Genomic DNA, 21,116 nt, shown 5'->3' on the forward strand with positions numbered 1-21,116 from the left:
GCCGGTTTGATCCCTTGGAAGCACGTCCGTCAACCCATCAGGAGACTTTGAGATGTTCCGGCTCGCAAAGCTGTCACTGGCCAACCGGGCCCTGATCGCGCTGGTGACCGTCTTCGCGTCGGTCTTCGGCGTGATCACAATGTCCTCGCTCAAGCAGGAGCTCATCCCGTCCATCGAGTTCCCGCAGATCACCGTCCTCACGTCGATGCCGGGCGCCTCCCCCGAAGTCGTGGACAAGCAGATCAGCAGCCCGCTGGAGACGGCGCTCAAGGGCGTGGAAGGCCTGGAGACGACGTCGTCCACCTCGCGCAACGGCGTCTCCCAGATCAGCCTGGTCTTCACCTATGGTTCGAACCTGGACCGTGCCCGGAACCAGATCGACCGTGCCATTTCCAATGCCAAGCGGTCGTTGCCGGACGACGTCCAGCCCCAGGCGATCGCCGGAAGCATCAGCGATTTCCCGATCGTGTTCCTCGCCGTCTCCTCGGACAAGCCGCTCAGTGAACTGAACGCCGATCTGGCCCGGCTCACGGTCCCGCGGCTGCAGAAGCTCGACGGCGTCCGCGGCGCCGAGGTGACCGGCGGCGCCACGCAGCACATCAAGATCCTTCCCCGCCCCGAGGCCATGGCGGCCTCCGGCGCGGGCATCCAGTCGATCAGCGAGGCCCTCAGCAACAACGGGGCGCTTGTTCCGGCCGGCACCATCGAGGAGCAGGGCAAGACGCTGTCGCTTCAGATCGGCAGCCCGGTCGATTCGCTCGACGCCATCAAGGCGCTGCCGCTGGGCGGCACCAGGAACTCCGCGACCGTTGGCAGCGTGGCCGATGTCAGCATCGCCGAGGACGCACGCACCTCGATCACCCGGACGAACGGCCAGGAAACCCTGGCCCTGTCCGTCACCAAGAAGCCCGAAGGCGATACCGTGGGCATCTCCAACGCGGTGAAGGACTCCATCCCCGAGCTGGAGGCCGAGCTCGGCTCCAATGCCCGGTTCACGCCGATCTTCGACCAGGCGCCGTTCATCGAGAAGTCCATCAAGGACCTCACCACGGAAGGCCTGCTGGGCCTGGGCTTCGCCGTCGCGGTGATCCTGGTGTTCCTGATGTCCGTCCGCGCCACCCTGGTCACGGCCGTCTCCATCCCGCTGTCCCTGCTGATCACCTTTATCGGGCTTTCGGCCACCGGCTACTCGCTGAACATCCTGACCCTCGGAGCGCTCACCATCGCGATCGGCCGTGTGGTGGACGACTCGATTGTGGTGATCGAGAACATCAAGCGGCACCTGAGCTATGGCGAGGCGAAGATCACCGCGATCCAGACCTCCATCCGGGAGGTCGCCGGTGCCATCACGGCATCGACCCTCACCACCGTGGCCGTCTTCCTGCCGATCGCCTTCGTGGCCGGCCTGGCCGGTGAACTGTTCCGGCCGTTCGCGCTGACCGTCACCATTGCACTGTTGTCCTCGCTGCTGGTCTCCCTGACCATCGTGCCGGTGCTGGCGTACTGGTTCCTCCGGAACCCCGCCGACAAGGGGGGCACCGCGGTGGAATCCTCTTCCCGGGAGATCGCGGCGAAGGCCCACGAGGCGGAGCAGCGCACCGTCCTGCAGCGCGGCTACCTTCCGGTCCTGACCAAGACGCAGAAGCACCCGGTGGTGACCCTGATCGCGGCCGTGCTGGTCCTGGGCGGCACCGCCGCCATGACGCCGCTGCTGGCAACCGATCTGCTGGGCAACTCCGGGGAAAACAGCATGACCGTCCGGCAGGCGCTCCCCGCCGGCACCAGCCTGGCCGAGGCCAACGCCTCGGCCGTCAAGGTCGAGGAAGTCCTGCGGGAGATCGACGGCGTCAAGGACGTCCAGGTCACCACCGGCAACGCCCAGACCGGCTTCTCCGCGCTGCTGTCGGCCGGGGCCTCGAACTCCAGCTTCACCGTGGTGACGGAGGAAAAGGCGAACCAGAAGAAACTCAAGGACACCGTCCGCAGCGAACTTGCCGGCATCCCTGAGGCCGGCAAGCTCACGGTGGGCTCGCAGCAGGGCGGCTTCGGCACGTCCTCGACCGTGGACATCACCCTCAAAGCTGCCACGACCGCGGATCTCCGGACCGCGAGCGATGCCATGGTCCAGGCCATGGACGGCGTCCCCGGCTCCTCCGAGGTGGCCACCAACCTGGCCGCCAGCCAGCCCGTCGTGCAGGTCAAGGTGGACCGGGCGAAAGCCGTCGCCGCGGGCCTGAGCGAGGAACAGGTGGCCGGAGTGCTCGCCTCGACCGTCAGCCCCATCCCGGCCGGAACCGTGCGGATCGACACCAACGACTACCCGGTCCGCATCGGCGAAGGCACCCGCTTCACCAGTATCGACGCCGTCCGCCAGACCCCGCTGCCGACGGCGGCCGGTCCCGTGCCCTTGGTGAGCATCGCCTCCGTGGAACAGGTCGACGTCCCCGTCTCCATCACCGCCAGCAACGGCCAGCGGACCGCACGGGTGTCCATCACACCGTCGGGCGCCAACCTCGGCGCGGTCAGCACCGAAGTGCAGGCCCGGCTCAAGACCGTCCAGCTGCCGCCCGGTGTCACGGCAGAGATCGGCGGCGCCACGACCCAGCAGGCGGAATCCTTCGCCCAGCTCGGACTCGCCCTGCTCGCCGCCATTGCGATTGTCTATGTGATCATGGTGGCCGCGTTCAAGTCGCTGATCCAGCCGCTGATCCTGCTCGTCTCGGTGCCGTTTGCGGCCACGGGTGCCATCGGGCTGCTGCTCATCACCGGTGTGCCGCTGGGCCTGCCGTCACTGATTGGCATGCTGATGCTGGTGGGCATCGTGGTGACGAACGCGATTGTGCTCATCGACCTCATCAACCAGTACCGCCAGCCGCAGAACGGCGAACCCGGGATGAGCGTGGCGGACGCGATCACCCACGGCGCCCGCCAGCGCCTCCGGCCGATCCTGATGACCGCGCTGGCCACCGTCTTCGCGCTGACGCCGATGGCCCTGGGCCTGACCGGCGGCGGGGGATTCATCTCGCAGCCGCTCGCCATCGTGGTGATCGGCGGCCTGATTTCCTCCACCGCCCTCACCCTGGTGCTGGTGCCGGTGCTCTACCGCCTCGTCGAGGGACGGCGCGAGCGGAAAGCCCTGGCCAAGGCCGGGCCCCGCGCCGGTTCCGGGAACGAGGCCGGGGCGGGTGCTGCCCGTTCCCGTGGCCGGGGCCGCCGGGCTGCCCCCGGGGCCGTCCCCGACGACTTTCCGGATGACGTACCCGACGACGCACGGGTCCCCTCGGGCTCGCATTAGCGTCCGCCGGTCCGCGGCACCCGTCAGATCCGGACCGCCTTGCGGCGGCGCGGGGCATGGGTGCTGTGGGCGGCCCGCGCCGGCGTCGTCAGCGGCCTGCTGGCCCCTGCCGTCAGTGCCCGGTGTCGGGGTCCGCTGGGGAGAGGGACGGGTCGCTGGCCACCCTGCGGGGAGATGATCTCGCGCGCCGGGTTGCCGACGTACGTCGCATTTTCCGGGACGTCCTCGCCTTTCATCAGGAATGCGTCAGCCTCGAGGGTCGAGCCGTCGCCCATGGTCACGCCGTAGTGGACGAAGGCTTCCACGCCCACCGTGCAGCGGTCGCCGAGGACAATCCGGCCGGATTTGAAGGTTCCGTCTTCCAGCGAATGGCCCTGGATGACAGTTCCTTCGTTGAGCGCGCAGTCATCACCGATGGTCACGAGGGTCTTCTCCGGTATGCCGCAGCCTGCATCGTAAAGCCGCTTGCCGACCTTGATGCCGAGCAGTCGCATGAACATCGACTTGAACGGAGTCCCGCCGAAGGGCGCTCCGGTCAGCAGCTTCCAGAGCAGTTCGTGCCGCCAGAAGTAGCGGTCGTAGATGGAACAATATTCCGGCTTCAGGCGGCGGAAGCCCATCACGGAGCGCTCCACCAGGATGGAGACCAGGGTGCTGAAGAGCATGAAACCGATCATGGCGCCGGACACCGCCAGCACGCCGATGTAGCCGTGCGCCGTCACGGCGACAGCACCGGCGAGCGTCCCGGTATACAACAGGAACCAGCGGAAGCCCAGGAATAGTGCCATGGTCCGGATGTTGTACCGGTTCTTCGCCGGGAGGAGCCGGTCTTTCGCCTCCTCCAGCTTGCTTTCATCGAATTGGGCGTCGCGCTGCACCGACCGGGGAATCTCGAACGGGGGTGAGCCCAGCAGGCCTACGTCCGACCTGGTGGGTCCGTCGATCGGAACCATCACTTTCGTTCCCAGCAGGCAGTTCTCCCCCACGCGGGCGCCGATCGGGAAGGTGATGTCGTTGCCGAGGAAGTTGCGGGCGGCGACGCTGACACGCGAGAGGCGGAATGAGGTGCTCGTGAAGTCGGCGTTCATCATGTTGAGACCGTCCGAGGCCATGGTTCCCGATCCTACGGTGCTCAGGAACGGCGACTCGTGGGCCACGGCCGGACCGAAGTTGGATCCGGTCTGCACCACTTTGCCCAGGTCGTAGCCCAGGGCCTGCAGGTAGTGCACGATGTAGGAGCTGTCGCCGAAGAGGTTCTTGTAGATGCCGGCGTTGGAGATCCCCGCCATCATCCGCTGCAGTGAATAGTGCACCCCGTACAGCGGATAGACCTTGTCCGGCGTGAGGAAGAGGTTCAGGAGCCGCGGAACGGTGAGGACAAAGATCAGTCCGCCGATCAGCCCGCCAATGAACATGAGCATCGTCACGGCCGCCGTGTCAATAAAGAACTCGAGGGCGCCCAGTTGCAGGTGCTCGGTGTCCAGATACGACGGCAGCAGGGCGGCCAGCCCGAGGACTCCGACCGGGAGGACGAGGACAAGGCGGTTGAACAGCTGGAGCAGGCTGAAGATGACCCGCCGGCGTGTGCTGCAGTTTGCGGCGGGAACCCTCCTGTAGTCGGTGCTCGTGCGTTCGGCGGGGGAACCGTGCCAGCTCTGTCCGTCGGGCACGGCCTGCCCCGTTTGCAGTGCCGAGGCATGCGCCAGCTGGCTGTCATCCCCCATCGAGGTGCCGATGTCGAAGGTGGTCTTCTCCGAAACCAGGACGTTCTTGCCAAATGTCACGGGGCCCTTTTCGAGGACCCCCGGGCGTGCCCGGTAGCAGAGGAAGAAGGAGTTCTTATGAATGACGGTATTGTCGCCGATGGTGAGCAGGTCCGTGCAGACGGGCACCGTCCGGGAGAAGATCACCACCCCTTTGCCGATCTTCGCCCCGAGGAGCCGCAGGTACAGCACGTAGATCGGTGAGCCTGCAAACAGTGCGAGCGGATTGGCCCGCGTCAGGGTTTTGACAGCCCAGAACCGGACGTAGGCGAGGCTCCAGATGGGAATCAGCCCGGGCTTCCATCTCCCCACCAGAACCCATTTCACGAGGACCGGGGTCAGGGACAGGATCAGGAAGGTCGCGATCCCGAAGCCGATGGACCGCAACCACATTTCGAGGGGCGTGGTTCCCCCGGACACCCATTCGAAGCCGAACACCAGCAGCCAGGCGGCGTACGTGGTGTAGCCCAGGAACACGAGCAGCTGAATGGCACCGCAGAGAAAGTATTCGAAGGAGCTGGCGCGGGGCAACGTTGCCGGCGGCGCAGGGTCGGCCCCCGGCACGGCCGGGATCAGTTCTGCTTCGATGCTCCTTGCCTGGAGGCACTCGGCCAGCTGACGCACCGTCGGGTGCTGATAGACGTCCTGCATTGCCGCGGGCGGCAGCCCGGTTTCTTTCCGGAGACGGGCGCAGAAGTGTGCCATCAGCAGGGAGTCGGCGCCCAGGTCGTTAAAGAAGTGCGCGTCCGTCGACACTTTCTCCAGGCCCAGCACGGCCCCAAGCTGTTCCGCCATGGCCTCCTCGGCCTCCGTGGCCGGCGCTGTATAGGACCCGTCGCCGGCCAGGCTGAGCCGGTGCGTCGGCTGGGGCAGGCGCTTCCGGTCCACCTTGCCGCTGGCCATCATGGGCATGGACTCCAGCTGTTCAAAATAGCCGGGAACCATATAGCCGGGAAGCCGGGTGCGGAGCATCTGCCGGATGTCACGGGCATCGATGCTCATCACGTCCTGGCGGAGGGTGTAGTAGGCGGCGAGCTCCACCGATCCGCCCTCCGGTTCAAAGGTCTGAACCACTGCCTGGGCGATCCCCGGAAGCTGCAGCAGGAACGATTCAATCTCGGTCAGCTCGATGCGGTATCCGCGAATTTTGACCTGGGTGTCGATCCGACCGAAGTATTCGATCTCCCCCGCGACATTTATCCGGCCCAGGTCCCCGGTACGGTAAATGCGGCCGGAGGGATTGTTTCCTATCCCCAGGAAATCCGGAATGAACGCCCGCTCGGTCAGATCCGGACGGTTGACGTAGCCCCGCGCCAGGCCCACGCCTGCGAGTCCGATTTCCCCCGATTCTCCGGGCGGCAATGCCCGGGACTCCTGCGGATCCAAAATGACCGCCGAGTAGGTGGGCAGGGGCACCCCCAGCGACACCGGCCTGTCGGGGTCAAGGAGTGCCCACGTGGCAGTGACGGTCGCCTCGGTGGGGCCGTAAACATTCAGGAAGCGGCGGCCGGGGCGGTGCCAGCGGATGACGAGGTCCCGCGGGCACGCCTCACCGGAGACCAGCAGGAACCGCAGTCCCGGCAGGTCCTCGTCAAGGGTCGCCAGAAGGGTCGGAACACAGCAAAGGGCGGTGACGCGCTTCTCTTGCAAGTATTCAGCCAGCTCTGCCCCCAGCAGGCTCGGTCCGCCCGGCTTGGGCACCAGGGTGGCCCCTGCCATCCAGGAGACCCAGATTTCCTCCACGGAAAAATCAAAGGCGATCGTCATTCCCTGGTAGACCCGGTCCCTGGACTCAATGCCGTAATACGCGGACGCAACACGGACAAAATTGCAGATGCTGGCCTGCTCCACGGCCACGCCCTTCGGCCTTCCGGTCGAACCCGAGGTGTAGATAATGTAGGCCAGTTCATCCCTTTTCCCGCCCATCTCCACCCCGTTCAACCGTGAGGGGTCTTCCGAGTCGACATGCGCCTGCACATGGTCAAGGCAGACGGTCTGGGCGGCGACTTCCGGCAGCAGGTCCTTGAGATGTGACAGGGACAGAACCACAGCCACATCGGCGTCCTCAACAATGTACTTGAGGCGGTCAGGGGGGAACCCCGGGTCCAAAGGCACATAGGCCGCGTGGATCTTCAGCACCGCCAGCATCGCCACGTAGGCGCGCCACGGCTGATCGAACAGCAACGCGATGCGATCCCCAGGCCGGGCTCCGCAGGCCAGGAGGTGGCGGGCCAGCTGATTCGCCCGCGCATCCAGCTCCGCGTAGCTCAAGACGACATCCCCCGCGTCCACGGCAATCTGGCCGCCCAGTCCTTCGTCACGCAACCGGTCACAGCGATCCTCGAAGAGCTGGTCCAGCCGCTCGCCCTGCTGCCAGCGGGCGGTCTGGTCGGGAGTGGCCGATGTCAGGACCGATCCCTCCACCGCACCGCCGTCCGAGAAGATCTTGCCGCGCAACTCAGCGGGGGCGGTGGCGCCACTCTGGACCTTCACCTTTTTACTCATGTTGCCTCTTTCGCATGACGTGACGTGTCGCGGACAAACCGCTGATTCCCTCGGGACTCCGACCTGCCGGCCGTGGCCGGATGATCCGCCGCGCCGTCAGCTGCCCCGCGACGCGGGACTGGTCGCCAAACCGCGGAGGTCATAGCCCCACCGGATGTCGCGGTCCAAGGGACGGTCGTGGGACAGCGGGGGGACGGACCGGGCCGGATCCTCCGCTGCCGGGGCCATGCCAAACGCCAGCCGGACGGCGCGCTCGGCATCGGCGAGCTGATCGGCGCCGGTAATGGCCGCCACATAGGTCTCCGATATTTCGACCAAATCGACGTCGATGCCGGCTTCTGACAGCGTCCACAGGAAGGTGCAGACGACATCCGGCGAGGACCGCATGCCCACACCGGTGACCGACACCCGGCCGACTTCACCGCGGTGCTGCAGGCCCTCGAATCCGATGGTTCCCTGGGCAGCGCCGAGCACGGCGAGGGCGGGAGACGCCTCCAGTGCCGGCACAATCAAGGCCACGTCAGAACGCCTGGAACCGGAATTTGCCGCGCTCTGGACGATGGTCTGAACGTTCACCCCCGATCGTGACAGCACGTGGAACAGCCGCGCCATGCTGTCCGGTTTCTCCGGCACTCCCATAACGATGACTTTTGCGGCCGAATTGACTCCGCCGACGCCGGTCACGACGGGCTGCTCCCGCACGGGCTTGCGGAAGGGGTGGCGGTCGAGGCCGGGCAGGATCAGCGTTCCCGCAGCCGGCACGAACGAGGACCTGACATGGATGGGAATGCCGAACCGGCGGGCGTATTCAACGCACCTCAGGTGCAGCACCTTGCACCCGGAGGCCGCGAACTCAAGCATCATCTCGCTTGAGAGGACACTGATCTTGCGGGCCTTCGGGACAATGCGCGGGTCCGCGGTGTAGACGCCGTCCACGTCCGTGTAGATCTCGCAGATCCCGGCACCCAGTGCCGCGGCCAGTGCCACGGCGGTCAGATCCGAACCGCCCCGGCCGAGGGTGGTGACCTTCTTGCCCTTCTTCGTCCGGCCTTGGAATCCCGCCACGATAGGGATTTCCCCGCGGGCAAGGCAGGTGCGGATGCGGTCGGGTCGGACGTCGGTGATCTGCGCTTTGCCGTGAACGTTGTCGGTGATGAGCCCCGCCATACTGCCCGTGAAGGTGACGGGTGCCTGGCCGAGGTCTGCCAGGGCGATGGCCAGCAGGGCCGAGGACACGAGTTCGCCGGTGCTCAGCAGGGCATCAAGGTCGCTGGGGCGCGGCCGAGGGGACACCCCGGCGGCGAGGTCGCACAGTTCGTCGGTGGTGTCCCCCATGGCGGAGACCACGGCTACTACCTGGTAGCCGTTGTCCCGTGTCTTGGCTATCCTCCGGGCAGCTCGAAGGATTCCCGAAGGATCCGCCAGGGACGAGCCGCCAAACTTCTGGACGACGACGGACCCCTGGGGAATCGTGTTGTCTCTTTCGTCTACCACGAGCCGGAACCCAACGGTCGTGCCGGAGATACCGACAATCGCTCCGGGAATTCCGGCGTGGTCTCCGGTCCAGCCGAGAAATGCCGCAACTCCGGGGCGGGTGCTGCGCTGAGTCCAATGTGGTTAGGCGCTGCTTTGTGGGTGCTCATTTGCCGTTCCTAAAATCTGATCGGTCGCTTGTAGCTGTTTAATTCCCTGTGCAACATTTCCTAGGCAATGGACTTCACCGCGACCTTCCCGCCGGCCACGGACTCGGCGGCGTCGGCCAGAATGTCGAGTCCCCGCGACAGCTCGTCGGCGTCGATGGTCAGCGCAGGCATCGTCTTGATGACCTCGCCTTCGGGCCCGGAAGTCTCCACCAGGAGGCCGCGGGCAAACGATTCGGCTGCGATCTTCCCTGCCATTTGGTGGTCGGGGTAGTAGATGCCCGCGAGCAGGCCCCGGCCCCTAACGCGGGCGCCGTCGGTTCCCGCTGCGATCTGTGTCAGCCCCTCGTGCAGCTGCGAAGCAAGACCCGCCACCTTCGACTCGATGGTCCGGTCCCCCCAGTAACGCTCCAGGGCCGCCGTTCCCGTGACGAACGCCGGGTTGTGTCCGCGGAAGGTTCCGTTGTGTTCACCCGGCTTCCAGATGTCGTGCTCCGGCTTGAAGAGCGTCAAGGACAGTGGCAGCCCGAAGCCTGAAATGGACTTCGACAGGCAGACGATATCGGGAGTTATGCCGGATTCCTCAAAGCTGAAGAACGTCCCTGTACGTCCGCATCCGGCCTGGACGTCGTCAACAATGAGCAGGATGCCGTGCTGGCGGCACAGTTCCGCCAGGCCTTGGAGCCAGGAGGCGCGGGCCGCTCTGAGCCCGCCCTCTCCCTGGACGGTTTCGACGATGACGGCGGCGGGTTTGTCGACGCCGGAGCCGCTGTCCTCCAGGGCGTGGCGTAGCCACAGGAAATCCTCCGCCTGGCCCTCAAGGAATCCGTCATAGGGGAAGCTGGATGTGTTCGTGAGCGGAACGCCGGCGCCCGCCCGCTTCATGGAATTGCCCGTCACCGCCAAGGATCCAAGGGTCATCCCGTGAAATGCATTCGTGAAGCTGAGGATTTGGGTCCTGCCGGTCACTTTTCGGGCAAGCTTCAAGGCAGCTTCCACCGAATTAGTTCCGGTTGGTCCGGGAAACATGACTTTATAGTCGTACTTCCTGGGCTTCAGGATCAGCTCGTGGAATGTTTCGAGAAAGCGCCGTTTGGCGACTGTTTTCATGTCGAGGGAATGGACGATTGCTCCGGAGAGGAGATATTCGACGAGCGGTCGAAGCAGGTCGGGATTGTTGTGACCGTAGTTGAGTGCCCCTGCGCCGGAAAAGAAATCGAGGTAGTCCCTGCCGTCCTCACTGAAGAGGGTGCTGCCGGATGCGCGGTCGAAGACCGTATCCCAGGTGCGGCAGTAGGTGCGGACTTCTGACTCTAGGATTTCAAAAATATCCATCAGTATTTTTCCTTCGTTCTATTCCCCGGCCCACATACGGCTCAGACATCCGGAAATCGGTCACGGGCAACAATGGATTGCGGCAGCAGTGCCGCAGTCAGGAAGCGTGACCGGTAATGATTCCAAGCTATGTAACGCCGCTAAGTTACGGATCCGTAGGCCGTACTCGAATCCTTGATCGATATCCGGCCGGGTCTACTTAGCTGTACTTACCCCGCAAGACGTCCGAATCAAGTAGTCGGGGATCAGGCGGAAGGCGCAGCCCACCGGGCCCTTCGCCGCGCAGCGGGGCGGGGCCGCCCCTGTCCAGGTGCCGGGAAGTCAGCCGCGCGGGGCCAGTGCGTAGGTGGCGGTGGCGTAGGCCAGGGCGGCGGACATTTCCTTGAGCAGGTCCGCGTTGGTGTTGCTGATGGTGTCGCAGGCCTCGTGGTAGCAGGAGTCAAGATCCTTGCCGGCCACGCCACCGTAGGCCTGCATCTGGGCTTTGGTCTTGTTTTTCACGTCGCCGCTGAACAGCCCGCCGCCGGGGATGCCGGCCTGCAGGAACGGTTCGTAATCGGACCCGCCGTCAAAGGGCGTGGTCTCCGCCGGCAGCGAGTTCTCCTCAAAGAACCGGAAGAAGACGTCCTCGATCTGTTTTGAACCCGACGGCCCGGCCTGCTTGAAGTCCGACCCGTCGCCGTCGTGGACGGACCGCACCCCGTTCGGGGAGGCCAGCATGTCCACGTTCAGGTTCGCCGCGGTCTGCTCTTTCTCGGACCGGCTCAGCTCGTCGACGTAGTGCTGGGAACCGTAGAGGCCGTCCTCCTCGGCCCCCCAAAACGCGAACCGGACCCGGTTGGCCGGGGTGATGCCGCTCTCTTTCAGCCAGGCGGCGATCTCAAGCATCGCCGCGACCCCGCTGGCGTTGTCGTTGATCCCCGGACCCTCACGCACCGAGTCCAGATGGCCGCCCACCACGATGGTGTTCTCGGCGCTGCCGCCGGTGTCGGCGAGGATGTTGAAACTCTTCACCTGTTTGCGGTTCTTGCCCTCGCCCCGGAAAGTGAAGGCCTGCCGGACCGGGGTGTACCCGGCGGCGCGCAGCTGGTCCTCGACGTAGCGGGCGGATTCCTCATAGCCGGAGGTCCCCGAGGCGCGGTTGCCGTCATTGTCATCCGCGATGCGCTGCAGCGCCTTCAGGTGTTCCACCATGCCCCGGCCCTTGAACTCCTCCAGGACCGCACGGGCGTCCACCCCACCCGCCGGATCCAGCCGCGAGGCGGTGCATCCCGAGAGCACGAGGCTGATTGCGAGCAGGATGGCGGCGGCCGCAGCCGTTCCGGTGCTTTTCATCATGTGGGTATCCTCCAGGCTACGAAGATAACGCCCAGGCCGTTCCAGAGAAAGCCTCTGCCCTGGGTGGAGCGGCTCCCTTCAGCGTTGAGGTTGCCTCCGGCACCCCGTCCGGCCCGCGGCAGCGCAGCCGGGGGAATATTCGGACCCGGTGGACGTTATACCGATCGATAGATGCAAATGCATGTATATCGGCTATAGTTGAAGCAGCTCCCGGAAGTCTCCGGCCACGGAAAGGCACATCATGCAGATCGGCGTATTCAGCGTCAGCGACATCACCACCGACCCCACCACGGGCCGCACGCCTACGGAGCACGAACGCATCAAGGCGTCCGTGGCGATCGCCAAAAAAGTCGAGGAAATCGGGATGGATGTCTTCGCCCTTGGCGAGCACCACAACCGGCCGTTCTTCTCGTCCTCCCCCACCACCACCCTGGCCTACATCGCCGCCCAGACGGAGCGCATCATCCTGTCCACGGCCACCACGCTCATCACCACCAATGACCCGGTGAAGATCGCCGAGGACTTCGCCATGCTCCAGCACCTGGCCGACGGGCGCGTGGACCTCGTCCTGGGCCGCGGCAACACTGCCCCCGTCTACCCCTGGTTCGGCAAGAACATCCAGGACGGCATCGAACTCGCGATCGAGAACTACAGCCTGCTGCGCCGCCTGTGGGACGAGGACACCGTCAACTGGTCCGGCAAGCACCGCACGCCGCTGCAGAACTTCACCTCCACCCCGCGCCCGCTCGACGGCGTGGCCCCCTTCGTCTGGCACGGTTCGATCCGCACGCCGCAGATCGCGGAAGTCGCCGCCTACTATGGTGACGGTTTCTTCGCGAACAACATCTTCTGGCCCAAAGAGCACTACCAGCAGCTGATCGGCCTGTACCGCGAACGCTACGAGCACTACGGCCACGGCAAGGCCGACCAGGCGATCGTGGGCCTCGGCGGACAGTTCTTCATGCGGAAGAACTCGCAGGACGCTGTGAAGGAGTTCCGCCCCTACTTCGACAACGCCCCCGTCTACGGCCACGGGCCGTCGCTCGAGGACTTCACCTCGCAGACGCCGCTGACCGTCGGCAGCCCGCAGGAAGTCATCGAAAAGACACTGACCTTCCGTGAATACTTTGGCGACTACCAGCGCCAGCTCTTCCTCATCGACCACGCCGGCCTGCCGCTGAAGACCGTGCTGGAACAGCTGGACCTGTTCGGCGAAGAGGTCCTGCCGGTCCTGCGCAAGGAATACGCCGACAAGACCCCCGCCCATGTCCCCGAACCGCCCACCCACGCCGGCCGCGTCGCCGCATCCCTGGCCGCCGCCGGCCAGTCCCCCAGCGACGCCGCCAGCCACGCCGGCACCCAGGGCGTGTGATGTCCACCAAGACCTCCGAGTCGCCGGTGCGTCTGGCCGCGGAAACCTGGGAATCCCTGTTCCGCGCCCAGGTGGCGGTCATGCGCCGGCTGCAGACCGGCCCCGCCTTCAAGGGCCTGGCCATCAACGAGTACGACGTGCTCTTTACGCTCTCGCGCTGTCCCTCCGGCTGGCTGCGCCAGAACGAGCTCAACGACCATGTGCTGCTGAGCCAGTCCAGCCTGAGCCGGCTCGTGGAGCGCCTCGAAAAGCGCGGCCTGGTGGAGCGGATGCCGGCTCCCGACGACGGCCGCGGCGTCCTGGTCAAGCTCACCGAAGCGGGCTGGGACCTCCAGAGGCAGATCGGCCGGGAGCACGTCCGTGACATTGCCGCCCTGGTGGTTCCGGCGCTGACGGCGGCCGAGCAGCAGGAGCTGCTGCGTCTGACAGAGAAGCTGCGGGCCTCGGTGGCGGCGCGCTCATAGGACCGAGTTCGTCCTTCCCGGGAAGATTTGCGCCGGGCCGGGAACAGGTCACCGCTGCCGCGCGATTGGCATAGGCGGCCACCGCCCGCAGTTCCGCCAGCGTCAGGCCTTCCAGCCGTCGCCTGCCGCCCGCACCAAGGGCACCCAGTTGGGAGAGACCGGAGTCGAGGGCTGCCATGTAGGAGTCACCGGCGCCGTGTCGGCAACGGCGACGGGCTCGGCCGCCATTTCCACCCTCCCATGACGGGACAGGATGACCGGTCCGGAGGCTCCCCGCGTCAGGGCCACGATCGCCGGGCCGAGTCCCAACCATGCTGCCAGGGTTTCCTCCGGATTTTGGTCCGGGTAGGGCCAGCGCAGGTCTTCATCGCTGGCTTTGACAACATCGCTGGCTGCGACGAAGCGTTCCGCCTGTCGGCGCGCTGCGGCCGCGTCGGGGCTGATGGCGGGCCGGCAATTGGGATCGTAGCTGATCGTTGCGTGCCCACCGGCTGCCCTGACGATGTCCAGCGTGGCCTGGTCCCCCGGCGGCAGCGCCGCAGCGATTGATCCGGTGTGGATGTGGGTGGAATCCCGGATGGCCGTCAGGGCCCGCAGGGAGGTGTTGCTGACGTCCCAGGTGACGGAGAACGTGTAGTCGGCGGCGCCGTCGGGCCCCAGCGTTGCGAGGGCCGTCGACGACGGTGAGGTTCCGCCGTTGATCACGTGAACTCCGTTCGACCGGAGGTGCTCTCCGATCAGGAGCCCGTGCCGGTCAGCGGCAAAACGGGTCACCAGGCTCGTTTGCAGGCCAGTCGCGCTGCCCCCACCGCCACATTGAGGGGGCTGCCGCCCGGGTGGACCTGGACCGCCTCCGGCTGCCGGGGGTCGCTGATGATGTCGACGAGGGACTCGCCGATGACGACCACCGTGTCTTCGTGGGCTGGCATGGCTGCCTCCTTCGGGTCTTCTGGTCAGCGGCCCGGGTAGACGACGGCTTTGAGCTGTCCGGGCTGCCTGCCGGCTTTGAGTGCATCTTCGGAATCGGCCAGGGCGAACCTGCCGGTGACCAGGATGTCCAGGTCCACCTTGCCGTCCGCGATCAGCTGGATGGCCAGCGGCCAGGTGTTGGTGTAGCGGAAGACGCCGGAGAGCCAGATTTCCCGGTTCTGGATGTAGGAGACGGGGAGTTCGACGTCGTCGGCCCCGAGCCCGACCAGGATGACTTTCCCTGCCGGTCCGACGGCTTTGATGCCGGAGCGGACGGCCTGCGGGGCGCCGGAGGCGTCGATGAAGGCGTCGACGTCGAGTCCTTCGACACTGTCCGTCCTGGCGTTCAGGGCGTGGGTGGCGCCGTATTCCAGGGCGAAGGCCAGCCGGTCCTCGGCGATGTCGGAAATATAGATTTCGGTGGCGCCGTAGGCTCGGGCGGCCTGGGCGGCGATGATGCCGATCGGGCCGGCGCCGGCGATCAGGACGCGGCTGCCCGGCCTGATCCCTGCGCGTTCACAGGCCCAGAGGCCGACGGAGAGCGGTTCGATGAGGGCTGCCGCCTCGTCGCTGACACTGTCCGGGATCTCGTAGGCGAAGTCGCCCTGGATTCTCACGTATTCGGCGAAGGCGCCATCGACCGGCGGCGTGGCGTAGAACTCGATGTCGGGGCACAGGTTGTACCGGCCGGCCCTGCACTGCTTGCACGTGCGGCAGGGCCGCTGGGGCTCGACGGCGACGCGCTGACCGATGCGGGCGGCGTCCACGGCGCTTCCGACGGCGGCGATCCGTCCGGAGAGTTCGTGGCCGAGGATCAGCGGGTGGTCCAAGACGTAGTCGCCGATCCGGCCGTGCTCGTAGTAGTGGACGTCACTGCCGCAGACACCGACGGCGGCGACCTGCACCAGGACCTGGTCCGCTTCCAGCTGCGGGACAGCCAGGGTTTCCATGGCCATGTCACCCTGGCGTTTCAGGACGGCGGCGCGCATCGTGGCCGGTACGGCCGGGGGCCCGGGGGTGCGGGCCGCTGCGGTTGATGTTGTCATCGAAGTTCTCCTATTTCTGTACGGATCGGGGGCGGTGGCCGGTTACTTGACGGCGCCGAGGGAGAGGCCCTGGACGAGTTTGTCCTGGGCGGCGAAGCCGGCGAACAGCACCGGCAGGGAGACCACAACGGCGGCCGCGCAGACCTTTGCGAGGAACAGGCCCTGGCCCGAGACGAAGCCGGTAAGGAAGACCGGGGCGGTGCCGGCGACGACGCCGGTGAGGACCCGGGCCAGGAGCAGTTCGTTCCAGCTGAAGATGAAGCAGATCAGGGCGGTGGCGGCGATGCCGGGCATGGCCACCGGCGCGACGACCTTCCGGAGCGTCAGCAGCAGGCCCGCGCCGTCGATCTGGGCGGCCTCCAGCATTTCGACCGGCACTTCGTCGAGGAAGGAGCGCATCATCCACACGGCGATGGGCAGGTTCATCGATGTGTACATCAGGACCAGGAACCAGATGTTGTCCAGCGCGCCGATGTTTTTGGCGACGAGGTAGAGCGGCAGCACCGCGGCAACGACGGGCATCATCTTGGTGGAGAGGAAGAAGAACATCACGTCGGACCACTTCTTCACCGGCCGGATGGACAGGGCGTACGCCGCCGGGATCGCCAGTAGCAGCACCAGGACGGTGGAGAAGACCGAGGCGGTGGCGGAGTTAATCAGCGACGGCCACGGGCTGACACCGGATGTTGCCCCGAAGAACTCCTGGTATGCGTCCAGGGTGAGGGGGGCGGCGATGGAGGGCGGGTTGGTCGCCGCGTCCGTCTCCGAGTGGAACGAGGTCAGGATCATCCACAGGACCGGCACGGCGAACAGCAGGGCCAGCAGCCAGGCCGCGATGCCGGCGGCCGTGTTGTTCCGGGTGGGGTCCATGCGGGACTTGCCGCGGCGCCGGGGACCGGTGGTGCGGGCTTGCGGGCCGGGGACGGACGCCCGGGGCTCGGTGGGGGTGAGCGTGCTCATCGTGCTGCCTCCTTCTTGAAGAGCGAAAATACGGTGCGGAGTGCGAAGGTCGCCACGATGATGGTGCCGATGACCACCACGACGCCGGCGGCGGATGCCAGGCCGTATTCGTTGGCGTAGTAGAACGTCTCGTAGATGGCGTAGGGCAGGTTGGCCGTGCCCAGGCCGCCGGAGGTGAGGGTGAAGACGGCGTCGAAGTTCTGGACGATGTAGATGGCCCCGAGCAGCCCGCCGAGTTCCAGGTACTGCCGCAGGTGCGGCAGAGTGAGGTGGTGGAAAATTCCCCAGGGAGTGGCACCGTCCATCTGGGCGGCTTCGACGGTGTCCATGGGTCGGGACTGCAGACCGGCGAGCAGGATGAGCATCATGAACGGTGTCCACTGCCAGACCAGGGAGATGATGATGGCCAGCAGGGGCGCCGAGGTCAGCAGGTCCGTCTGGGGCGGGGTGTCGCTGCCGAAGAGTGACCAGAGCCAGGTGAGGGTGCCGTTGATCAGGCCGTAGACGGGGTTGAGGATGGCGTGCTTCCAGATGAGCGCCGCAGCCACCGGCACCACGAGGAATGGTGCGATCAGCAGGGTCCGGGCCAGTCCGCGGCCGATGAACTTCTTGTCCAGGAGCAGGGCCAGTCCCAGGCCGAGGACCAGGCTGGCCAGGACCACGGAGACGGTCATGATGATGGTGGTGACGATGGCCTGCTGGAAGTAGGGATCGGTCAGGACCTGGACGTAGTTCTCGACCCCGGCGAACCCGGTGGTGTCCGGGCTCATGCTGTTCCAGTTCATGAACGAGATGACCAGAGTCACCACGAACGGTAGCTGGGTGACGATGATGAGGAAGATCAGGGCCGGCAGCAGCGGTGCACGCCGTACCCAGGCCACAGCCCGTTCCCGCGCCCTGGGATCCCTGGAAGGTATGGCTGTGGTGCTCCCGTGCCGGGAGACGCGCGCCGTTGCGTTTGTCATGATGTTCTCCTGCGGTTGGGTTGTTACTTCTTGTACTTGTCGCCGACTTTTTGGGCGGCTTCCTGTCCCTGGGCCACCGCGTCGGCGACGGTTCCCTGGCCGGCGATGGCGGAGCTGACACCCTGGGAGACCCTGGTGCCCAGGGCGGCGAACTCGGGAATCCCGACAAACTGGATGCCCACAGCCGGACGCGGCTGCACACCGGGGTTGGTCGGATCGGCGTTCTCGATGGCGAAACGTTCGGCTTTGAAGAACGGCGCGGCCTGCTGGAACTCGGTGTTCTCGTAGGTGGAGATGCGCTTGCCGGACGGGACCTTGGACCAGCCGAGTTTGGATGCAACGAGTTCCTCGTACTTCTTCGAACTGGCCCAGGCGATGAACTTCCCGGCGGCATCCTGTTTCTTGGACGCCGCCTGCACGGCCCAGGACCAGGTCCACAGCCAGCCGGAGGACTTGGTTTCCTTCACCGGGGCCTGGGCGTAGCCGATTTTGCCCTTCACCGGTGAGGCCTCGGCTTCCAGGGCGCCGGCCGCGGAGGTGGCGTCGTACCACATGGCGACCTTGCCCTGGCTCATGTTGTTCAGGCACTCGGTGAACCCGGCCTGCGCGGCCCCCGCCGGTCCGTGGTCCCGGACCAGTTTGGTGTAGAACTCGACCGCCGCGGTAAATTCCGGGGCGTTGACCTGCGCGTTCCAGTCCTTGTCGAACCAGGTTCCGCCGAAGGTGTTCACCACCGTGGTCAGCGGCGCGAAGACCTGGCCCCAGCCGGGCTGGCCGCGCAGGCAGATCCCCTTCATGCCGGGCGCTGCACCGTCCACCTTCGAGGCGAGAGCGGCGACCTCTTCCCAGGTCGGCTTCTCCGGCATCGTCAGGCCCTTGTCCTCAAAGATGTCCTTCCGGTACATCAGGAAGGAGGATTCGCCGTAAAACGGTTCGCCGTAGAGCTTGCCGTCTTTGCCGGTCAGCGACGCCGTGTAGGCCGGCAGGATGTCGGCCTGGTTGAACTCGGCATCCTTGGCCACATGGTCCAGCGGTGCCAGCCACCCGTTGGCGGAATAGAACGGGATCTCGTAGTTGGACAGTGACGCCACGTCGTACTGGCCGGCCTGGCTCGAGAATTCCTGGCTGATTTTGGCGCGGACGTCGTTTTCGGGCAGGACGGTGTAGTTGACCCTGATGCCGGTTTCCCTGGTGAAGTTATCCGCCGTGAGCCGCTGCAGGTCCTCCATCTGGGGGTTGTTGACCATGAGGACATTGATGGCGTTCGGGTCTCCTGCGGAGTTGCCGCCGCCGGCACCTGCACAGGCCGAGGCGCTGAGCGCCACGCACAGGGCACCTGCGGCCAGTGCGGCGACGCGTGTTTTTGCGCGCATTCAAGGACTCCTTTGTTCTTCGGGGGATGCGATGCGACCTGCACTCCGACTGCTGTGTCGGGGTGCGGCGCCGGGAGCGGGACCGGGGCTGGAAGCCTGGGTGCCTCGCTGGTGTTCCTCAACATTAGGCCTGTGGGACAGGGCACAACTAGCGCCGTGGTTGCCAGTTTCTGATACTAATTTTCCTGGCCTGCCCGCAGCGGGGCGTTACCCTAGGAGGAGGCAGCCGGAATGCTGTCCACATTTCACAACCCCATTTCAGGGAGGACCACGATGAGCGCGGACCCCGGCGACGGCGCAGGCACCATGGACAGCGCAGCGGCCCGGCTCGCGGAACGGCTCCTGGGCATGCGCGCCAACCGGGAGGTCATCCCGGAGGACCCCAACCATTCAGTCCGGTGGCACGAGCACGACTATCCCAGCCCGGTGGCACGCTGGAACTACCACCCGGAATACGAACTGCACCTGATCCGGAAAGGCACCGGAAAATTCATCGTGGGAGACCACATCGGCACCTTCGAGGCCGGACACGTGGCCCTGGTGGGACCGGGATTGCCGCACGACTGGGTCAGCGACCTCGACCCCGGAGAAGTCCTCCAGGGCAGGGACGCCCTCATCCAGTTCGACGGAAAATGGGTTGAACAGGCTGCTGCGGTCATTCCGGAAATGGCCGAAGTCAAACCCCTGCTGGAACAGTCCTCCCGCGGGATCGAGTTCCTGGGACCGTCAGCCGGGGCTGCCGCCGCATGCATCAATGCGATGGGCACATCGACGGGCCTGGAGCGCCTGCACCGCCTTTTTGAGCTCCTCACGGTCCTGGCCCGCGCACCCCAGGAGGAACGGCGCTACCTGGCCGACGAATGGTTCAGACCCCAACTGGACGGCCAGGCCGCGGCCGTGGTGGACCTTGTCCTCGAGTACGTCTTCAGTAACCACGCCGGCAGCGTCAAAATGTCCGAGGCTGCGGCGCTGGTCGGTATGTCAGAGCCGACGTTTTCGAAATACTTCAAACGCGCCACCGGCCAGAACTTCAGTGACCTGGTCCGCAAACTTCGGCTCGCCCACGCGCGGCGCCTGCTGGAACACAGCGACAAAGCCATCTCCGACATCTGCTACGAAGTCGGCTTCTCGAACCTCTCCAACTTCAACCGGCACTTCCTCAAGGACGCGGGCGTTACACCACGCCACTACCGCCAGCGAGCCCAGCTGTGACATATCTCCAGAGCGTCCCTACTGGAGGGTGACCAGCTTCTCCGGGTCCTCGTCCGGCAGGTCGCCGTCGACGACGGCGGTGACGCTTAACTGCGTCAGCGACAGGCTGCCGCCTACCGTCGACAGGAACGCGGTGTCCGAGGAATCCCTGCCCGCGGTGATCCGCAGCATGCTCTCGCGCGGTGCCAGGCCTGTGGGGTCGATGACGCACCAGGCACCATTGATGTGGGCTTCGGCCACCGCGTGGAAGTCCATGGGGCTCAGTCCCGGCGCGTACACCGCAGCCAGCCTGGCGGGAACATTCTTGGCGCGCAGCAGCGAGACCGCCAGGTGGGCAAAGTCGCGGCAGACCCCGCGGCGGTTCAGCAGGGTCTCGACGGCCCCGTCGGTCCCCCGGGAGGACCCGCTGATGTAGCGCAACTCGCTGAACACCCAGTTGCGCACCGCGAGCACCAGCTCAGCACCCTGCATGCCGCCGAATTCCGCGTAGGCCGTCGGCAGGAGCCGGTCGGACTCGGCATAGCGGCTCGGCCGGACGTAGCGGATGAGTTCCATCAGCCGGGGTTCCTCCGGCAGCGCGAAGCCGGTGACGGTGGCCGTGTACTCCACGAGCACCTCGGCGGGGTCGGCGAATTCCATATAGTGGAAGCGCCCGCCGTGGTGGTCCGAGAGTTCGGTGAGCGGGACATCCTCGCCGCCGGAGGTCACGGACAGGGACTCCTGGAACCCGCTGTAGCCGGAATTGCGTGCCACGGACACCGCCAGGGCGACCTTCGTGTCGGCCACGGTCTTGAAGGCCATGCGGGCGGCTACAGAGCGTTCCATGTATCTCCGGGGTGTGAGGGTAACGGCGGGTGACGTCGCCGCTCCCGGCCCGGG

15 protein-coding genes are annotated in these 21,116 nt (G+C 65.9%); 4 read left to right on the plus strand and 11 right to left on the minus strand.

Annotated features, from left to right (window positions below):
* Positions 1 to 52 precede the first annotated feature (52 nt).
* Entirely contained in the window at positions 53 to 3,295 is a 3,243-nt protein-coding gene (locus AC06G6_RS12590) for an efflux RND transporter permease subunit (protein ID WP_479822505.1), read from the plus strand.
* 23 nt (positions 3,296 to 3,318) lie between these two features.
* On the opposite strand, the gene AC06G6_RS12595 is transcribed toward AC06G6_RS12590, so the two are convergent.
* The 4 genes from AC06G6_RS12595 to AC06G6_RS12610 form a co-directional block, all read right to left on the minus strand.
* Positions 3,319 to 7,563, minus strand: a complete 4,245-nt coding sequence (locus AC06G6_RS12595) for a Pls/PosA family non-ribosomal peptide synthetase (protein ID WP_479822507.1) — start codon at positions 7,561 to 7,563, stop codon at positions 3,319 to 3,321.
* A gap of 96 nt (positions 7,564 to 7,659) precedes the next feature.
* Positions 7,660 to 9,057 carry an aspartate kinase gene (locus AC06G6_RS12600; protein ID WP_479822511.1) on the minus strand — a complete coding sequence of 466 codons (1,398 nt, stop codon included), beginning with the start codon at positions 9,055 to 9,057 and terminating at the stop codon, positions 7,660 to 7,662.
* Positions 9,058 to 9,266: 209 nt separating this feature from the next.
* Positions 9,267 to 10,538, minus strand: a complete 1,272-nt coding sequence (gene ectB / locus AC06G6_RS12605) for a diaminobutyrate--2-oxoglutarate transaminase (protein ID WP_479822513.1) — start codon at positions 10,536 to 10,538, stop codon at positions 9,267 to 9,269.
* Positions 10,539 to 10,859: 321 nt separating this feature from the next.
* Positions 10,860 to 11,876, minus strand: a complete 1,017-nt coding sequence (locus AC06G6_RS12610) for a M20/M25/M40 family metallo-hydrolase (RefSeq protein WP_479822515.1) — start codon at positions 11,874 to 11,876, stop codon at positions 10,860 to 10,862.
* 241 nt (positions 11,877 to 12,117) lie between these two features.
* Between AC06G6_RS12610 and AC06G6_RS12615 the strand changes: the two genes are divergently transcribed.
* A complete protein-coding gene (locus tag AC06G6_RS12615; protein WP_479822517.1) occupies positions 12,118 to 13,248 on the plus strand; it encodes an LLM class flavin-dependent oxidoreductase in 1,131 nt (376 codons plus the stop codon).
* Positions 13,248 to 13,712 carry a MarR family winged helix-turn-helix transcriptional regulator gene (locus AC06G6_RS12620; protein WP_479822519.1) on the plus strand — a complete coding sequence of 155 codons (465 nt, stop codon included), beginning with the start codon at positions 13,248 to 13,250 and terminating at the stop codon, positions 13,710 to 13,712. Before AC06G6_RS12615 ends, AC06G6_RS12620 begins: the two co-directional genes overlap by 1 nt.
* Before the next feature lie 102 nt (positions 13,713 to 13,814).
* Here AC06G6_RS12620 and AC06G6_RS12625 read toward each other — a convergent pair whose 3' ends face one another.
* Genes AC06G6_RS12625 through AC06G6_RS12650 form a run of 6 tightly spaced genes read right to left on the minus strand, consistent with a single transcriptional unit; the run spans position 13,815 to position 19,025 of the window.
* Positions 13,815 to 14,486, minus strand: coding sequence for a PfkB family carbohydrate kinase (locus tag AC06G6_RS12625; RefSeq protein ID WP_479822521.1), 672 nt, complete (start codon positions 14,484 to 14,486; stop codon positions 13,815 to 13,817).
* Positions 14,483 to 14,641, minus strand: coding sequence for a PfkB family carbohydrate kinase (locus tag AC06G6_RS12630; protein WP_479822523.1), 159 nt, complete (start codon positions 14,639 to 14,641; stop codon positions 14,483 to 14,485). The genes AC06G6_RS12625 and AC06G6_RS12630 overlap by 4 nt, the downstream gene beginning before the upstream one ends.
* 24 nt (positions 14,642 to 14,665) lie before the next feature.
* The gene (locus AC06G6_RS12635; RefSeq protein ID WP_479822525.1) at positions 14,666 to 15,727 is read right to left on the minus strand and encodes an NAD(P)-dependent alcohol dehydrogenase; all 1,062 of its coding nucleotides are present in this window, start codon (positions 15,725 to 15,727) and stop codon (positions 14,666 to 14,668) included.
* Positions 15,728 to 15,769: 42 nt separating this feature from the next.
* On the minus strand, positions 15,770 to 16,687 hold the full coding sequence (locus AC06G6_RS12640; protein WP_479822527.1) for a carbohydrate ABC transporter permease: 918 nt from the start codon (positions 16,685 to 16,687) through the stop codon (positions 15,770 to 15,772).
* Positions 16,684 to 17,652 (minus strand): carbohydrate ABC transporter permease, encoded by a 969-nt coding sequence (locus AC06G6_RS12645; protein WP_479822529.1) that lies wholly within the window; start codon positions 17,650 to 17,652, stop codon positions 16,684 to 16,686. Before AC06G6_RS12645 ends, AC06G6_RS12640 begins: the two co-directional genes overlap by 4 nt.
* Before the next feature lie 23 nt (positions 17,653 to 17,675).
* Positions 17,676 to 19,025 carry an ABC transporter substrate-binding protein gene (locus tag AC06G6_RS12650; RefSeq protein ID WP_479822531.1) on the minus strand — a complete coding sequence of 450 codons (1,350 nt, stop codon included), beginning with the start codon at positions 19,023 to 19,025 and terminating at the stop codon, positions 17,676 to 17,678.
* A gap of 273 nt (positions 19,026 to 19,298) precedes the next feature.
* On the opposite strand from AC06G6_RS12650, the gene AC06G6_RS12655 reads away from it, so the two are divergent.
* The gene (locus AC06G6_RS12655; protein WP_479822533.1) at positions 19,299 to 20,237 is read left to right on the plus strand and encodes an AraC family transcriptional regulator; all 939 of its coding nucleotides are present in this window, start codon (positions 19,299 to 19,301) and stop codon (positions 20,235 to 20,237) included.
* 18 nt (positions 20,238 to 20,255) lie between these two features.
* On the opposite strand, the gene AC06G6_RS12660 is transcribed toward AC06G6_RS12655, so the two are convergent.
* Positions 20,256 to 21,062: a transglutaminase-like domain-containing protein gene (locus AC06G6_RS12660; protein ID WP_479822536.1), complete on the minus strand. Its 807-nt coding sequence runs from the start codon at positions 21,060 to 21,062 to the stop codon at positions 20,256 to 20,258.
* Positions 21,063 to 21,116: the final 54 nt, after the last annotated feature.

Source organism: Arthrobacter sp. CJL-S3 (assembly GCF_056711635.1).

Coding starts and splice junctions, on each gene's coding strand:
- AC06G6_RS12645 (WP_479822529.1), bottom strand. CDS start 17,652: ATGACAAACGCAACGGCGCGCGTCTCCCGGCACGGGAGCACCACAGCC.
- AC06G6_RS12610 (WP_479822515.1), bottom strand. CDS start 11,876: ATGATGAAAAGCACCGGAACGGCTGCGGCCGCCGCCATCCTGCTCGCA.
- ectB (WP_479822513.1), bottom strand. CDS start 10,538: ATGGATATTTTTGAAATCCTAGAGTCAGAAGTCCGCACCTACTGCCGC.
- AC06G6_RS12650 (WP_479822531.1), bottom strand. CDS start 19,025: ATGCGCGCAAAAACACGCGTCGCCGCACTGGCCGCAGGTGCCCTGTGC.
- AC06G6_RS12590 (WP_479822505.1), top strand. CDS start 53: ATGTTCCGGCTCGCAAAGCTGTCACTGGCCAACCGGGCCCTGATCGCG.
- AC06G6_RS12640 (WP_479822527.1), bottom strand. CDS start 16,687: ATGAGCACGCTCACCCCCACCGAGCCCCGGGCGTCCGTCCCCGGCCCG.
- AC06G6_RS12660 (WP_479822536.1), bottom strand. CDS start 21,062: ATGGAACGCTCTGTAGCCGCCCGCATGGCCTTCAAGACCGTGGCCGAC.
- AC06G6_RS12630 (WP_479822523.1), bottom strand. CDS start 14,641: ATGCCAGCCCACGAAGACACGGTGGTCGTCATCGGCGAGTCCCTCGTC.
- AC06G6_RS12615 (WP_479822517.1), top strand. CDS start 12,118: ATGCAGATCGGCGTATTCAGCGTCAGCGACATCACCACCGACCCCACC.
- AC06G6_RS12655 (WP_479822533.1), top strand. CDS start 19,299: ATGAGCGCGGACCCCGGCGACGGCGCAGGCACCATGGACAGCGCAGCG.
- AC06G6_RS12635 (WP_479822525.1), bottom strand. CDS start 15,727: ATGACAACATCAACCGCAGCGGCCCGCACCCCCGGGCCCCCGGCCGTA.
- AC06G6_RS12595 (WP_479822507.1), bottom strand. CDS start 7,563: ATGAGTAAAAAGGTGAAGGTCCAGAGTGGCGCCACCGCCCCCGCTGAG.
- AC06G6_RS12620 (WP_479822519.1), top strand. CDS start 13,248: ATGTCCACCAAGACCTCCGAGTCGCCGGTGCGTCTGGCCGCGGAAACC.